The 15458-nt window shown below is 57.8% G+C and carries 12 protein-coding genes and 1 pseudogene; 3 read left to right on the top strand and 10 right to left on the bottom strand.

The window, feature by feature from the left end; genetic code table 11:
* Window positions 1-12 precede the first annotated feature (12 nt).
* The 9 genes and pseudogenes from SE91_RS28110 to SE91_RS28075 form a co-directional block, all read right to left on the bottom strand.
* On the bottom strand, window positions 13-1305 hold the full coding sequence (locus tag SE91_RS28110; protein WP_502687180.1) for a sulfatase-like hydrolase/transferase: 1293 nt from the start codon (window positions 1303-1305) through the stop codon (window positions 13-15).
* Window positions 1306-1443: 138 nt separating this feature from the next.
* On the bottom strand, window positions 1444-2217 hold the full coding sequence (locus SE91_RS28105; protein WP_061849960.1) for a hypothetical protein: 774 nt from the start codon (window positions 2215-2217) through the stop codon (window positions 1444-1446).
* A 146-nt stretch (window positions 2218-2363) separates the two neighbouring features.
* Window positions 2364-4022: an arylsulfatase gene (locus SE91_RS28100; RefSeq protein WP_061849959.1), complete on the bottom strand. Its 1659-nt coding sequence runs from the start codon at window positions 4020-4022 to the stop codon at window positions 2364-2366.
* A gap of 425 nt (window positions 4023-4447) precedes the next feature.
* A pseudogene (locus SE91_RS37875) lies at window positions 4448-4800 on the bottom strand (hypothetical protein); the annotation flags it as partial.
* A 127-nt stretch (window positions 4801-4927) separates the two neighbouring features.
* Window positions 4928-6847, bottom strand: a complete 1920-nt coding sequence (locus SE91_RS28095) for an adenylate/guanylate cyclase domain-containing protein (RefSeq protein ID WP_061849958.1) — start codon at window positions 6845-6847, stop codon at window positions 4928-4930.
* A gap of 336 nt (window positions 6848-7183) precedes the next feature.
* Complete coding sequence (locus SE91_RS37870; RefSeq protein ID WP_245318551.1) at window positions 7184-7483, bottom strand: hypothetical protein; 300 nt, start codon at window positions 7481-7483, stop codon at window positions 7184-7186.
* Between the two features lie 120 nt (window positions 7484-7603).
* Window positions 7604-7870 (bottom strand): sulfatase-like hydrolase/transferase, encoded by a 267-nt coding sequence (locus SE91_RS37865; protein ID WP_283806322.1) that lies wholly within the window; start codon window positions 7868-7870, stop codon window positions 7604-7606.
* Window positions 7871-9092: 1222 nt separating this feature from the next.
* Window positions 9093-10097, bottom strand: a complete 1005-nt coding sequence (locus SE91_RS28080; protein ID WP_061849955.1) for a tetratricopeptide repeat protein — start codon at window positions 10095-10097, stop codon at window positions 9093-9095.
* Complete coding sequence (locus SE91_RS28075) at window positions 10082-11026, bottom strand: adenylate/guanylate cyclase domain-containing protein (protein WP_061849954.1); 945 nt, start codon at window positions 11024-11026, stop codon at window positions 10082-10084. The genes SE91_RS28080 and SE91_RS28075 overlap by 16 nt, the downstream gene beginning before the upstream one ends.
* 444 nt (window positions 11027-11470) lie before the next feature.
* Here SE91_RS28075 and SE91_RS36625 point away from each other — a divergent pair, with 444 nt between their 5' ends.
* The 3 genes from SE91_RS36625 (at window position 11471) to SE91_RS28065 (ending at window position 12772) form a co-directional block, all read left to right on the top strand.
* Entirely contained in the window at window positions 11471-11689 is a 219-nt protein-coding gene (locus SE91_RS36625; RefSeq protein ID WP_156489823.1) for a DUF6894 family protein, read from the top strand.
* 506 nt (window positions 11690-12195) lie between these two features.
* Window positions 12196-12462, top strand: a complete 267-nt coding sequence (locus SE91_RS37860; protein ID WP_245318550.1) for a Crp/Fnr family transcriptional regulator — start codon at window positions 12196-12198, stop codon at window positions 12460-12462.
* A gap of 103 nt (window positions 12463-12565) precedes the next feature.
* Window positions 12566-12772 carry a hypothetical protein gene (locus SE91_RS28065; RefSeq protein ID WP_061849953.1) on the top strand — a complete coding sequence of 69 codons (207 nt, stop codon included), beginning with the start codon at window positions 12566-12568 and terminating at the stop codon, window positions 12770-12772.
* Window positions 12773-13418: 646 nt separating this feature from the next.
* On the opposite strand, the gene SE91_RS28060 is transcribed toward SE91_RS28065, so the two are convergent.
* Window positions 13419-14018 (bottom strand): DUF6647 family protein, encoded by a 600-nt coding sequence (locus SE91_RS28060; RefSeq protein ID WP_061849952.1) that lies wholly within the window; start codon window positions 14016-14018, stop codon window positions 13419-13421.
* Window positions 14019-15458: the final 1440 nt, after the last annotated feature.

The following is a 15458-nucleotide window of genomic DNA, read 5'->3' as shown; positions in this document are numbered from 1 at the left end:
ATATGATGCATGTCAACTCCTAATTCGAAGATGGCGAGTAGCTTCTCCAAGTCTTGCTCGGCCGAGAAGGTGTCGGGGCGCTGGCGGGGCCGGAACTCGCAAAGGGTTCGATTTGCTGGGCCCCGACGGCCTGCGCCGGCACAAGCACGAAAGCGTGGTGGATGAACCAGTGCACGTAGTCGCCGGATTCGTGCGGGGCGCTCTCGAACGGATCAGAGGGAAGATTGAAAATGCAGGCAAGCGCAACTGTCTTAGTGGTTCGGCCCTGAGATTCAGTCCATCCGATCTCTGCTCTATGAACGCAGCCTTCAACTGCCGGTAGCGCAGGCCAGCCAGGTTTCCAACGTCGGTCCAGGAGAAGAACTCGCGGCGATCACCTAAGCCCTTGCACGCGAGCAAGTCGCGCTGATCGTAGCGATCGAGGTGGACCTTGAAGCTCTCGCCTGCAGCGTTATAACCCTGCAGCAGTTTGTTCTTGACGTCGGGCTCGCCGGCTGCGGCGACCAGCGTGGCTGTCCATTCTACCGCGGAGAAAATATCGTTGATCTCGCTGCGGGAGGGAATAAGCCCAGGCCATCGCACGATGGCTGGCACTCGAAAGCTGCCGTCCCAATTGGTGGTCTTCTCACTGCGGAACGGAGTCATTCCACCGGTGGAGTAAGAGAATGTCTCGGCGCCGTTGTCCGTGGTGTAGATGACGATCGTGTTGCTGGCTTTGCCGAGTTCGTCGAGCTTTTTCAACAGCTGGCCGACTTGTCCATCGTGTTCGACCATGCCATCGGGATAGATGCCAAGGCGAGTCCCGTCCCGAGGGGACAACTTGATATGCGTCCAGATGTGCCATGCGAAAAAGGTTTTCCGTTCAGGCTCCTCTTCGGCGTTCAGGTGATAGAGGTCGCCGAAGAACACGTCGAAGCCGTGGGCGGTCGGCAGGAATTCGTTGCGGTCGCCGAGACGGTTCCTGCCGAATTGTCCGGTCACATAACTCTGAGGATTCAGCTCGGCGATCTTTGGGTCTTTGCCCGACAGTTCCTCCTTGGCGGCCGGCACAACTTTCAAAGGCCCCATGCGCAGCAGAATTTGCACGGTGATGAAGGCGGCGCGACCCTCCGTGCAGGACTGCTGGCCATGATAGTTGGTGAAGACCGCGCCCTCATTGGCGACCCAATTGATCTTGGGCGTGCGATAGCCCATCTGCCCTCGGTTGTAGGGGCTGATATTCCAGTAGCCGAAATCGTCGCCCATGATGACCAGGATGTTGAGCTTCTGCGCCTGTTGCGCCGAAGCCGGCGCACAGATGGCCATTGTCGTCGCAAGCGCCGAGAACAGCTCGAGAAACGCAGTCCTCAAACCAGTCATGATCTGTCCTTGGACCGTGGTAAATTCGGTCTCGCCGCGGCAGGGCTCAATGGCAGCGCGTCCCGCAGCCCGTTTCTGCCTGACTCAGTAACAAGGCCCGTAAGGGTAATAGCCGCAGTACGCGGTCGGGTAGGCATAGGGGTATGCTGCCGCAGCGCCTACGGCCGCTCCTACCGCGGCACCGCCGACGGCGGCAGCGGCAACGGGTGCGCCGCGATACCACGCGCCGCGCGCGACGTAGGGGTGGTACCCGACGCCGCCGACGCCACCCGCGCGGAAGCCGCCGGCATGAAAGCCACTGATGCCACCTGCGCCGGCGTGGAAGCCACCGGCGTGAAATCCGCCGGCGAAGCCAAAGCGGTCGATAAAGAGGGCCGCCGGCCCATCACCGCCCGTGAGTTCGCCCTCGAGCACGTCAACGTCGAAGATCAGCTTGTCGCCATCCAGCTTGGCCGTCTTCAGGACCACGACGGTGTCGCGGATCTTCGCTCCATCGGTGCTGAACACCGATATGGTTGCATTCGGTGGCTCCTTGGTGAAGCTGTCAGCGCTCTGATTATCCGGCGCCCACTCCTTGAGCAGATGCGTCGTCAGAGTGTGACCTGCCGCTCGCGTCGGGCGGTCTGCGAAGACGATTGAGTTAGGTGCGACTCCGACGAGGGTCAGCTTGCCGCCTTGGAGGCTGGCACCGCGAGCGTTCATGACGATCAACGATGGAACGATAGCCGAGCCGGCCTGGCCTATGGTCTTCTGCAGCGGTACATGGTCCGGAGCCGGAGGCGTGGATTGTGCCAGCGCCGACGTTGCGCCGAAGAGCAGGAGAGCAGCGATCGTGTGAGCAAATCTACCTCTGGTCATATGGGGCAGCTCCTTGCATTCATCGCCTGGGCAATGTGTCAGTTCGTGCGCCGAATCCATAGTGTGCGAACTCGTCGCGTCCGTGGTCGCGGGGTGGACGCCCCGTGAAGCGTCCACGCCGATCACATCAGGCAAGTATCGCGCGACTAATCGCTCCGACCAGCGGTCCTCATGTTCTTGACCTGCTGCATGACCTGCTCGAGGTTGTAGCTGGCCGGGTCCTGCAGCGGCGGGAACTTGATGTAGGACTCAAGATGCATCAGCCAGAGCTGCTGGCCGAGAGGCAGCATGTTCCAGTCATAAACATACGCCGTCGATGGAGAGGAGATCGCTCCTCCCATGCCAAACAGCGTCTTCTGCTGCGAACCGACGGAGGTTTCGAAGGGATCGCGCTTGATGTTGACAACCTGGGTCCAGGAATAAGGCCGCACTCCGCTGACAAAGCCCGCCGGGTCATCGGACACCATTGCGAAGTACATCTTCCAGTTCTTGTAGCGAACGGCCGACGGCGTCGTGCTGGAGTAGTACAAGAAGTGATCACGCGCCGACTTCTCCGACTTACCGCTCAGGTAATCGATCTGGTTGATACCGTCGAGGGTGGTCTTGACGATGCCGGGATACTGTCCGGCTTCGATCCGCTGCTTCAATGCGTCGCCTTTGGGCCCGCCGGCGATCTCGACAAGCGTGGGCAGCCAGTCAAGAGCAGCGAACATGTCGTTCTTGACCGTGCCCGGCTTGATGACGCCCGGCCAGCGGATCACCATCGGGGCTCGCATGCCGCCCTCCCAGGTGCTCAGCTTGCCTCCCTTGAAGGGCGTGACGCCACCGTCGGGGAAGGTGATGGTCTCGGCGCCGTTATCTGTGGTGAAGACGACGATCGTGTTGTCGAGTTGGCCAATGTCTTCGAGCTTCTTCAACACAACGCCGATGTTGTCGTCCATCTGCTTCATGCCGGCTTCATTGACACCCCAGTCTTTGCCGCCGGGTTCGCCCACCATCGCCAGGTACTTGTCGGAGAGCACGGTGGTGATGTGCATGCGCGCTGGATTGTACCAGGCGAAGAACGGCTTGTTGGTCTTCTTGGGATCATTGCGGTCGAGGAAGTCGACTACCTTGGCCGAGATTTCCTCGTCAACGGTCTTCGAGCGCTCTAATGTCAATGGACCTTGGTCCTGACACGACTGTTTTCCTGGCGAGCCGTCTGACGACTTGCACGCCATCATGTTGCGCGGCGGCGTCAGACAAACCGTGGTCTTGGGATCTACCGCGCCGGGCACCTCGGGCAGGCCCGGAATCGGCGTGTTCTTGCATGGCGGCGCGAGGCTTTGTTGCGTGGGAGACTTGTTGAGGTCAGGGAAGCTCACGCCTTGCATCGCATCGAGGTGATAAAGGTAGCCCCAGAATTCCTGGAAACCGTGAGCGGTCGGCAGCGACTCGGTGGTGTCGCCCATGTGGTTCTTCCCAAATTCGCCCGTATTGTAGCCTAGATCGAGCAGGAACTTGGCAAGATGCGGTGTACCGGCCCGCAAATACGACGGGCTGCCCGGAATTTCAGGCAAGGTCATGCCGACGCGGACCGGCTGCATGCCGGTGATGAAGGCCGTCCGGCCCGCCGTGCAGCTCTGCTCGGCGTAATAGTGCGTAAACATCGCGCCTTCGTTGCCGATGCGGTCGATGTTCGGCGTCTCACCCACCATCAGGCCGCGGTGATAGATGCTTGGCTGCATCCAGCCGATGTCGTCCCCCATTATGAACAAAATGTTAGGCTTCTGTCCTTGCTGGGCGGAGGCAGGAACGCACGCCATTGTCGTGGTGGCGCATGACGCGATAAGAGCGCCACAGAGTGATCTCAACAATCTCATGGCCGCTTCCCTCAATTTTGGCTGCCGAGGCGCGGGCCGCAACCTTCGCCCAACCCCACCTGCCGACGCAATTGACGTCGCCGATCCGCTCGGATCGCGATCCCCAATCGGTCGGATGCGTTGCCGGCTGCAGGATCGTCCGAACCGATACTGATGCGCTATGCAGTTTCGGCCGATTGGACTGATCGCGCCACGATGCAGGTCAATTCTCACAAAGAGCGCCTCAGTTTTCCGAAGCCTCTACTTCGGCGCGAGTGAGATCAGCGCCAGTCGGTCATGAAAGGCGCGTGCGCCGCGCTGTCGCATCATCGTCGCGTCTGAAGGCATAATCGGGGTTTGTAGTCTTTGATGCAGCGTTGCTGAGGGCACGGTCGCGTGACTGCTTCACAGATCGCTTCCGCTCCCAACGCGTCGTTCTTCTGCCGCTTGACGTGGGGCTTCACATAGGTCGGAGCGCATAATCGAACCGTGTGTCCCAACGCCTGCAGCTCGCGCGACCAATAGTGCGATGATGAGCAAGCCTCGATCCCCACCAGGCATGGCGGCAATTTCTGGAAGACGCCACGACGTGGCGGCGCCTCAACTGACGGCGTGCGACCACCTGGCCGGCTGCATCAACACCATGCACTTGAAAAACCGACTTTGGAATATCGAGACCGATCGTCGAAATTACCGCATAGGCTGCTCCTCCGAATCGTGAGAGCCTCAAAACGGCGCCCATTCCTTGGCACTCTCGTGCCGGTGGAGGAGCCGTGCACAGCATCGTAAGTGAACGCTTTGCGTCCTCTCTGAACACTGTCCACGGCAATGGACGCAGGGAGCAGAGACGTTGTAGTCGCCCATTCGATTCACTTGGCGCCATCCCCATCTGCAACATTCCGCAGCTCATCCCTGAGTTCGTAAACTCGTGTTTCTGTGATCATTCCCTTGGCAACTACCGTGTCGACAAACCGACACTTGAAGGTGTGTTTGACTCTCAAATAGACTGCCTCGCTTACCAGGATTTGAATGCCGTATTGCTTGTTCATTCCTTCCAGGCGGGCGGCAAGATTCACCACATTCCCGAGTGCCGTATAGTTCATGCGCTCCGAGGATCCCAGATTACCAACGACTGCTTCGCCGACATGAATTCCAAATCGAGTGTAAAACGTGGGCAACCCCTCCGCCGCAAACTGACGATTGATCGCTTCGTTAGCTGATTTTGCCAGCAGCGCGGCGCGGCATGCCCGTTCACAATGATCACTTTGCGGATTGGGCGCATTCCAAAATGCCATCACCGCATCTCCGATAAACTTGTCTACGGTACCGCCCTGCGACAGGATGACGTCTGTCAGGGCGGTGAAATAACGTGACGTTTGCTGCATCAATGCATCGGGATCGGCAGTCTCAGCGATGGTGGTGAACCCTCGCACATCCGTAAAGAACGCGGTGATCTCCTGCCTAGTGCCCCCAAGCTCGGTGGAAATGGTGTTGTCGAGCACTCCGCGAACGATCTCACGTGGCGCGAGCCGGGAGAACGACCATATCGCTCGTTGCGCCCTGTGAATTGTCTCGCCCAACGTACCTAGTTCGGCAATAAACGATGTAATCGCCTTCCTTGGTGGCGGTGCCATCGTTTGCAATCGATCTGCTTCGGCCGTAATCGCCCCAATCGTCTTGGACATTTGCGTACCAAAAATCCAGGCGGCCGGAATGAAGATAAGGCCAGCAATCAACGCCAGTATCCGTGCTTGCCGATTGAGAACTCGAATTTCCTGCGCGAATTGGTTCTCAGGCGCAACAAGCAGAACATTTGCTGTCACCGTCGGACTGAGAGCAATGGTTTCAATGCGAGCGAAATAGTCGTTTCCTCTCCAGCTCTGTTTACGCCGGTAAGGACCAGTCTTGTCCCAATCCTTGATAAAGGCAGCCTCGACCGTGTCCTGGAGATCATAGGTATTTGGAAGACGGGGAGCCATCGGATCGGCTGAAGTTCGTTGGAACATCGACCCGTAGTTGGGATGAGCGATCAACACGTTCTGGCTGTCGAACATCACCAGATAGCCGCTCTCGCCAAATCTCATGGTCGGCGCCGACCTGCTGTAACTGTCGAGCTTGAGATCGAGACCGATGGCCCCTTGCGCCGAGCCATTGACCGGCGCACTAAAGGTGATCATCGGCACATTTAGATTGAACGACAAATATGGCGCAGAGGTAACCAGTTGGTCAATCTTGCGCGCATCGACATACCAGCTGCGCTGTCGTGCATCGTAACCGCGCGGCGGGATTTCGAGTTGTCCAATCTGGTTGCCGGCCTTGTCGTGAAATACGCGGCGCGTCGGCAATTCCCGGCCGTCAAGCCACCGGGTTGTTGTGATGGCGAATGTCGCCTCAGGCGGTCCGCCTACCCGGTCGCGCTGGCTTCCCCTGAGCCCGTCCAGCCGCTGGACTTGCAGCCAATGGCCATTATCGTACCCGACATAGATGCTGTCCAATGCGGGCCACTGCGCAAGATTACCTTTGAGTAGTCCCGCCGTAGGGCTGGAATCGCTGGGGCTGGGGGACTCCAGGATGGCCGGACTAAACGCCAGGGCCTTGGCCATACGCGAGAGCATGTCAATCTCAAGTTGTAGATGTGATACCGTGGTTCGGCTTGCCGCATCCATTGTCGAGGTTGCGGCTTCTTCCGTTACCCGGTCGAGCGTCTTGATTTGCACAAAGATCAATAGCGCGGCCAACAGGCCGATCATCGCCATAATGCACACGGTCAACGTGAGACGAAAGCTCATCGCACTTCTGCGCTTTTTTACTCGTATCCGGTTCCCCGCTTAGCACGAACAATGCATCTTTGAGGGTTCGGGTGTGAGCAGGACGGTATAGTTCGCAACAAACGAAGCTCGGGTCGGCAGTCCCGCACATCGTTCGTTTGCGAGAGGCACCAAGGTGGAGCACGGTGGCGCCGAGCGCCTTTGCGGTCTTTGGTTGATTCAGACTGAACTTGCTCGTCTGCTGCCGGGCTTTGCGCTACCAGCGAGCCACTCTCTGCTATCGTCTGCCGTCGGGAAGACACACGGATTGCGGTCCGACGACAATGTGCATCGGACCGCAGAAACCGAAGCGTCGAATTAGTGCGTCTCTTTCAGTTTCGCCATGACTTCGTCCAGATTGAAGCTAGCCGCTTTCTGGCGTTGTGGGTATTCACGGAAGGTCGCCAGGAACTGGGCCACGTAGTCCTGCGCAGGTACCAGCAGGAAGACATGATCGAAGATCCAGTCATAGTAGGTATTCGAGGTGATATCCGCGCGCTCATAAGGATCGGTGCGCAGGTTGAAGATTCGGAACTCGTAGGTTCGTGAATGGGTTGGCCCACAGCAAGAGCTGCCCGTTCGCGCGCTGCTCCATGAACACGATCTTCCAGTTGTCATAGCGCAGGCAGACCACCTGTTGGTCATCGTTGATATAGAAGAACGACTCGCGTGGGGATTTGCCAGCTTGCCCAGTCAAGTACGGCACAAGGTTGTAGCCATCCAAGTAGACCCTGTAGATCATATCACCAACCTTATAACGGTCCGAAGTTTGCTGGACACATCGCTGTCACCCGCAACGGCAAGCATCGTCGGCAACACATCGTGGTGAGCGATCATCTCGTTTGATACCTGGCCCGGTTTGATCTTGTTGGGCCACCGCAGGATCGCCGGCACCCAGTATGCGCCTTCCCAGTTGGTATTTTTCTCGCTGCGGAACGGCGTCATTCCGGCATCCGGCCATGTGTTCATGTGCGGACCGTTGTCGGTAGTTCGACGTCCGTTTATGACCTAACACAGACCTGCCGCTCGCACTGGCAAAAGTCCGCTCTGAAAGTGAGATCGCCGCAGTTCGCTTTGAGCAGCGCTGGATGCAGCGGTGCCGCAGGAAGCGCCGCAAGCCTGCGCAAGCGGTGATCGACGTCATGCTTGGAAGCTGATCGGGCGATGCCCGCAGGAGGCGGCTCTTGAGCCGCCTCCTGCGTCTTACGGATTCTCATTGGTTATTGGCAGCCAGGGGACCCGGGGTCGCAACCAATGCCGTTGCGGGCCTTGTAGTCAGCCCATCCGCTATAGCCGTAAAAGGGGCCGCCCGTACGGTAGGCCGTCACCAAATTCCAGTTGGCAGACTGACCAACACAACCCTGACCTGTAGCGCAAGACGCCGATGGGAAGGCCGCGCTCGCTGCCCTCACCCTGGCCCCATAGTACGGACCACCTACGTAACCCGCTGTAGGGCCGCCACCGTAGTAGCGTGCACCTCCGTAATATGGGCCACCCACTCCCGAAGGCGACGTTGCCGCGACTGCGGCAGCGCCCGTCGCTCCCGCGGCAACGCGCGCGGGCTGCCGATAGGCCGTTCGCCGCTGATAATAGCCCCCGGTGCGCGGACCGGCGGAGGGACTTCCAATGGTGTTACCGAATTCATCTTCAGAGGCGGCCGGATTAGAAATGTACCATTGGGCGAGTGCCGGGCTGCGGCTGCACAGAGCGGATGCCGCAATCACCACAACGCCAAGAATTTTTGGATTTGTCATGGCTTATTCCCTTCGCTTGGACGTGGCGGGAGATGCCACGTCAGTAGGTCTATCGAAGTTGCGACGCTCTGACTATGCAATTTCGGAAAAACTCGCAGCGTCGAAATCGGAACAAGGGGTCACGACCGTGCGGCGTTGATCGGGCGGGGATTCAGCCTCCGGGAAGCTTTAGTGCACCACTTTCGTGATCCCGACATGCCTCTGCACCACGGTGAGGTCGTCCGACATCATTTGTTCCCAGGGCTTCGACACTTGAGGCACACCACTTTGCAACGTGATCGGGAATCTGCCGAACCCGCATAGGACGAAACGTTTCGGCCCATCGCAGCCCCATGACACGGCCAAGGATATGTCGGTTCTGGGAGGTAGACCGGACCCGACTTAGATCGGCCCAAACTGACGCGATTGACGCATAAGAGACACGCAGCCATCTAGGTGCGATAAGCTCGTCGCCCTTGGGGCAACGCCCTTTCTTACTCCGGCAGCCCAGCTTTCTGAAGGACATCTCTAAAATTCTTCCCCCAAATAAGATAGCGCGGACTCCAGGCCTGCAATGGGGTGCCGGCCCATCGAGCGCGCCATTCGGACATGGACCGGAAGGGAGCTTTTTCGTTCGCCAAATACCTCTGCATAGTTGCGTGCGCCTCGTCCTCTCGACCGGCCAGCGCCAGCAACACACAACGCACCAGCCCCGCGAGGAGAAATTCGGGGGCAGAAGCTTGAGCCCGCTCAATCCACACAAGCGCCTGTTCATAATCTTGCAACTGACCGAATGCGATCGCCTTGGCGAAGTACAGTACTGGCTCTTGGAAGGGAGCCTGCGGACTTAGCTGCATCGCCTTGTCGGCATAGGCAATAGCCCTTTCTGACTCGGCAACAAACGCGTAAGCTAAGGCCAATCCATACTGAATAGTGCCCGGAGCTAACGTCAGGGCCCGCCGATAGGAATCTATCGCCTCCCGAGAGCGCCCCGCCACGAGTAGTGCCTCGCCTTTGGCAGTGTGAGCGATGTGGTAATCCGGGTCGATCTTTACGGCTAAGGAGGCCAGTTCGTCAGCGCGGCGAACATCAGCTAGGTTGGGCACCCCAGCATTGCTTGTAGTGAACTTAAATGTCAGGAGCGACAGCGCGCGAACGTTGTTCGGATCGATAGCGAGCGCTTGCTCGCACAGGCGAAAACCAAAGTCGCGTTCCGGCCAACGTTGCATGAGTGCAGCTGTGCAGCGCCAAGCGAGGTCTTCCGCATTTGGATTTGCAGCGCGAGCTCTTGCCCCGCGGGCTTTCTCGTCAGTTATCTTGAGTCCAATTGCGAGCCCAATACGCATGACAATGGCATCTTGCATCTCAAGCAGGTCGGTGCGGTTCTCATCAAATTGGTCAACCCATAGATGCGCATCACTCTGCGTTTCCACAAGCTTGGCGCGTACCCGCACCAGGTCGCCACTCGGCTGAACGCTGCCTTCTAGAGCATAGCGCACACCGAGATCCTTGCCGACGTGCCGCAGTTGATTGGCTTACCTTTGTAGGTAAGCGCGGTTGACCGGGAGATGACGAAGGCATTCCGAAAACGCGAGAGCCCGGTGATCAATTCGTCGCTGATCACGTCCGCTAGATAATCTTGGCTCGCATCGCCGGACAGGTTGGCAAAGGGCAGTACGACCATGGAGAAGCGCTCGTTTACGTGCTTGTCCGGCGTCTCTGACGTGTGAGGCGCGCGGACGAGACTGAAGTAAAATGGTGCGCCAGCTGCGCCGGCAATCAGTACGACGGCGGCGCAAGCTGTCATTAGCCGCGTATTCCACTGGTCGCGACGCTCAGTCGCCGGTGTATTGTGCGGCTGTCCCCTCGGCTTGCGGGGCCGAATTGGCTCGTCGAGGACAGCCTGGAAAACACGCACTGGCCGCACGATGTTCTTGAGTTGCTGTTCGCCTACATCTTCGAAATCAACATCGAACTTACCCTGAACCTGTCGATGCGCGTCATCCGAGATACAAACGCCGCCTGGCTTCGCCAATCCCTCCAGGCGGGCCGCGACATTCACCCCGTCCCCGAAGATGTCACCTCGGTCGATGATGATGTCGCCGACATTGATGCCGATGCGAAACTCGATGCGCTTCTCGTCTGAAACCCCGCGATTGCGCTCGACCATCCCGCGCTGGACATCGAGGGCGCAGCGCATCGCGTCGACCACGCTACCGAACTCCGCCAACATTCCGTCTCCGGTGTTCTTAACGACCCGACCACGGTGTTCGGCAACCTTGGGATCGACAAGAGCACGCAGATGGTCTTGGAGCTGGATATGAGTGCCCTCTTCGTCAACCCCGGTCAGTAGGCTGTAGCCAGCCACATCGGCCGCCAGTATGGCAGCAAGCCGGCGTTCGATGCGGTCCTGCCCCAACGCAGCCATGGCGCTGACCTCCAGCTTCCTTATACATCAGATTCGGGGTCCGTGGATGGACCCGCGCCGGTTGGTTTCCCGCGGTGAGCCAGCACCGCCAAGGGACGGATCGTGGGGATCACCGGTAGTGGCTCCTAGCCGGACAACGAGATGCCCATTGTCTCGTCGGCTGTTGGCGGTAAACCGGAACGGGGCGGCTTCGCCTCGGCTGCCGCTTGTGACCCAAAGCCGGCCTGCTCGCCATCCTCAAGGTGTGCCGGCGTCACCGCTTTTCCATATAGACGGAGGCGCTGGCCTATTTCCAACCTCAGTGGTCCGATTTAGGGAGTGGCCTAGCTTTGAATAAAGTAGGAACGCTGAGCAATCTCTGCTATTGTCGACCATCCTCGGACCGAATTTGGCGACCGACGACTGAGAGACGCGGCCGCGCTCCCGCCCAAAGGGAGATCGCTTGTGACGCGCTATCATTTCCACCTCGAAGACGAAATCTCGATCCCTCACCAGGACGGAACCGAGTTTGGCCATATTGATGGTGCCAACGCCGCAGCCGTCGAATTGGCTGGTAGCATCCTTCGCGAGTGGACCCCGCCGGGATATGGAATGGCAAGACCTGGAAACTATTCGTCTCCGACAATCCAGCAATGGGCGAAGGCCGGACCTTTTTCGCCTTGAGCTTCTCAGGGCTGGAAGGTCCCGAGACCATCAGGAGCGGTGATTCCCATGCAACTCAGGCTTCCAAGCACGGGATTGTGTGATGCCTGGTACTTTGTCGGCTTCGCTCGTTCTAAAACTCAAATCGAACAATCGGCTGGATCAAGAGGACGTTCTTGCAATCCAGCAACTGCCTATCAAAACCAAGCGCCTTGCAGCTCATAATTATTTCGCGCGCGGGGGGGGGGGCGGCCCTCGGAATCCTGCTTGATCATGGAAGGGTTTGCATTCCGGTCCAAGCTCACGCCAGACGGAACCCGGCAAATTTTTGCGATAGATATTCCCGGAGGCATTCCTGACCTTCAGAGTCTCTACTTGCACGTCATGGATCATGACTTAACGACTCTCTCGGATTGCACCCTGGGCTTCATCCAGCACGATGCACTCCGCGAACTGATCCGGCAGCGGCCAAACGTAGCGGCGGCGCTCTGGCGCGAGACCTTGATCGATGGAGCAATCTTCCTCGCATGGCGCACCTGCTTGCAAAGACCTATTCGAGACTCGAACTGATCGGCCAGGCGGAAAACGGCACATTCGAGCTACCGATCACACAGGTCGATCTTGCGGATTGCCTAGGGCTGTCGATCGTCCATGTTAACCGAACCCTCCAGCAGCTCAGGTATGAGGGTCTCGTCGCCACCGAGCGAAAAAACTACCATCTGCTTGAAAAGGTCAGGCTCGAGGAGCTGGGTCAATTCGACCCCATCTATCTCCATCGGAATCCCTCGCTGTGACAAACGTAGCCGCTCCGACTTCTGTGGCCCGAATGCGAAGTCTAGACAGCGTCACGGGTGGTCGGCTCATAGGAGTGGACCGGCCTCCGCGAGAGGACGACCGATGGCGATGAGAGCGGAAATCAAGCGAGCAATCGAGGCTGCCTCACGGGGGAAACACAACAACTCTACTGGGCCGCTGGTGGTGATGGGCAATCACCTGAGCAACGCTCTGGATAGGATTGACGCACTAGAGAAGGTCGATGTCATCGACGGTCAAAACGAAGTCGATCCTTGTGAGGTGCGGGCTGGGCAGGCCTCAGGGGAGTGAAGGCGAGTGAACGTCGCCTTTTGGCCCGCAGCTGCCCTCTCGGGTGTCGCCCGGTAAGGACCGCTTATGACCGATCCGGACTTTAGGCCAAGCCCTGAAACTACGTTCCAGACCCCGTATGACTATGGGGAGGACCACCAAATCGGTCCCAGTTATCGGTGTTATTCTTGTCGGGCCTCACCTTGGTACCCTGTCGAAAAGCAAAGGCGATAAATCCCACAATCGCGAAGAGGGCAAGCAGAGGCAAAAGCCAACTTGGCATGATCTAATCCGCTATTCCGTGTTCCATTTAGTTGGGGCCGTCTCGATATACCACGGCCAAAGAGGAGATGTCGCCAATTGGCCCACAGCCGGCCTTGGCACTCTGTCCCCCGACCATCAGCTTCTGACCCCGACGGACATTGGGTCGCAGCGTCTCGAGTCGTTGGTTGCTTCGGCAAACTTAGGGGACAAGCGCCGTCGGCATTGGTCCGGTTGGCAGCGGCACAAACCGATGCTGCTGGCCCCGTACCATCGCCAAGAGCGCCAATATGATTGCAACGATCGCCAAGAGTCTGACCATCAAATTCAGACCTGCTGGAATTGTGTTCATACGGACGAGACCTGGGCTTTGGACATGTTTAGAAAAGCAATGTTCAACTCACGGTCAAAACATGCACGTTGAGGAAATCAGAACCGTGAACATGTCGACGTCAAACTCGTGCTCTAAGCTCATTCCGAACCGCCCAAGCCACTTGTCTTGAGCCAAATAAGCCAACTTCTCTCGCGCCCTCGGGCATTCGGACGTGAGCTTGGCCAGGTTCTGGAGGTGATGGACCATTTCGTGGACCAGGATCGATTGATCGGCCGGTGAAGTCCCAGTCCAGTCAGCAGGGAGCAAAATCGTTTTTGACCTGTTGTTATAGACGGCGACGACCTGACGCTGAGCCAGTTCATCGAATGCGTCGTTCTCAGTGAAACTCTCCGAAAGGGCACCATCTCCGAACCGCATCGTCGCGAGTTTCAACTTCGACGCAAATTCGATGGCTGGACGTTCCGCGATGGTCGGCAGATCAAAATTCGAAGCGAGCCAAGTCACAATTTCATCCAACAAGTCTTCCGCAACTCGCGTTGCGTCGGCACGCAACGGAGCCGAAGGCGAACCGGTGGGCGCGGCGGGCTCCGACTCATCACGACAATGGGCTTGAGAGGAAGCCGCTAACGTTAGGAAGGCTATGACTGCGAGCAAAAGAAATCGCTTGAACATGGAACCTCCTCGGAGGTCGTTCGAAACAAGAAGCCCTGTTGAAAAATCAGCCAGCAATTGAACTTGTGCAAGCATAGCATTTGCGTCACCACGTCGTTGTGAACCCGTTCACACTAGCAATCGTGGCGCGCCAGGCGCTTTGCAAATCGAGCTATCCCGGATGACTAACTCGATGAAGGCCACGTGGCCTTCACTTCTGTCGCTGGGCAGCAGTGTAGTCCGCAGGTCGGACTTTCGCTCTTGGCCTCGCACCGTCCGCTTCTGAGGGCTGAGCGGAAAGGCATCGTGGAGACACCAAGGCTAGCCTTTGACCCTCAGCGGACTTAGGCGATCGTCAGTAGCCCGCGTTGAATTTGGAAGTGCTCAGTTTGAGTAAGTTACTCAAACAAAAATCACTCGTTACGTATCAAAAGATACAGAACCAAACCGGGAGCTGCGTCATTGTCCCTTCATCACGGATCGGACCTGGGCTTTTATCCGTGACGAGAACGCCGGTTGCGCTCCCGCCTTCTCCAACGGAAAGGGACGCATCATGACGATCATTCGTCGGCGTCGTTTCAAACAAACTAAATCACTTAAAGAACGGCTTCTCGAAGAGGCTCACAAACTCTTGGAGGAGGCTAGGTTGCTGCCACACGGACCGGTGCGCGAAGCGGCACTAGAAAAAGCGAGGCAAGCAGAGACGGCCGCTCACATGCACGATTGGCTTAACTCGCCCGGCCTACAGCCGTCGAAGAAGGACGATCTCCCAGGACCCAATTAAGGCCGCCTCAGTTCGCGGCGTCTTTTATTGGCTAAGCCGCACAGCTAAAGGAAAGCGAAAAACGCTGACGCTCAGGCTTGAGCGTCGGATTGCATAATTCTATACACCTCAGTTAGCCTTCTCTTTGATCTTCCCAGACACGTCGCGGCAATCGACGCAGCCTAGCGCCCTCAGATCAGCCACAAGCGCCGCTTCGAAAACCCGTAAGTGATCGGCGGTGAGACCTTCAGGGAATTCCTTTATTAGCTCCCGGCACAGGTCCAGTCGCGCACAAAGTGCCACTTTTTCCCAATCATGGTCCATTTCCTTATGAGGACTAACTTCGGCGAAAGTTCACCTGTAAAAGCAAATCAGGTCACTGCGAAAACAGGCCCCCAATTAGACCGCGAATGGCGCTTCTAACCTTGAAGGACGCGTTGTGAGATTGTTGGCCGAATATCTTGAACGGGCAATTCAGCTGGAAAGCTTGGGAGCAAGCGAACCTGAACCGGCTTTCAGAATGCAACTGTTGAAACAGGCAAAGTCGTATCGCGAACTGGCTGCGAAGCGTGCCAAAGATTACGGGCTGCCGGCTCCGAGTCCTTCAGAAAACCGGCTCAGCTCTCCTCCCTGCAGATGGAACTCGAAGCTCTGATAAGTAGTTAAGTTCTCATGCCGAGGGAAATCACAATAACGCT

Origin of the sequence: Bradyrhizobium sp. DOA1 (genome assembly GCF_001593325.1) — a bacterium.
Lineage (GTDB): Bacteria > Pseudomonadota > Alphaproteobacteria > Rhizobiales > Xanthobacteraceae > Bradyrhizobium.
The sequence above is the reverse complement of the archived record's forward strand: the minus strand, read 5'-3'. Positions and strand labels throughout refer to the sequence as shown.

Excerpts from the sequence above, each read along its gene's own strand:
- SE91_RS28095 (WP_061849958.1), bottom strand. The coding sequence starts at position 6,847 with ATGAGCTTTCGTCTCACGTTGACCGTGTGCATTATGGCGATGATCGGC.
- SE91_RS28105 (WP_061849960.1), bottom strand. The coding sequence starts at position 2,217 with ATGACCAGAGGTAGATTTGCTCACACGATCGCTGCTCTCCTGCTCTTC.
- SE91_RS28110 (WP_502687180.1), bottom strand. The coding sequence starts at position 1,305 with ATGGCCATCTGTGCGCCGGCTTCGGCGCAACAGGCGCAGAAGCTCAAC.
- SE91_RS28065 (WP_061849953.1), top strand. The coding sequence starts at position 12,566 with ATGGCGATGAGAGCGGAAATCAAGCGAGCAATCGAGGCTGCCTCACGG.
- SE91_RS37860 (WP_245318550.1), top strand. The coding sequence starts at position 12,196 with ATGGCGCACCTGCTTGCAAAGACCTATTCGAGACTCGAACTGATCGGC.
- SE91_RS28060 (WP_061849952.1), bottom strand. The coding sequence starts at position 14,018 with ATGTTCAAGCGATTTCTTTTGCTCGCAGTCATAGCCTTCCTAACGTTA.
- SE91_RS28100 (WP_061849959.1), bottom strand. The coding sequence starts at position 4,022 with ATGGCGTGCGTTCCTGCCTCCGCCCAGCAAGGACAGAAGCCTAACATT.
- SE91_RS37870 (WP_245318551.1), bottom strand. The coding sequence starts at position 7,483 with ATGACAACTGGAAGATCGTGTTCATGGAGCAGCGCGCGAACGGGCAGC.
- SE91_RS28075 (WP_061849954.1), bottom strand. The coding sequence starts at position 11,026 with ATGGCTGCGTTGGGGCAGGACCGCATCGAACGCCGGCTTGCTGCCATA.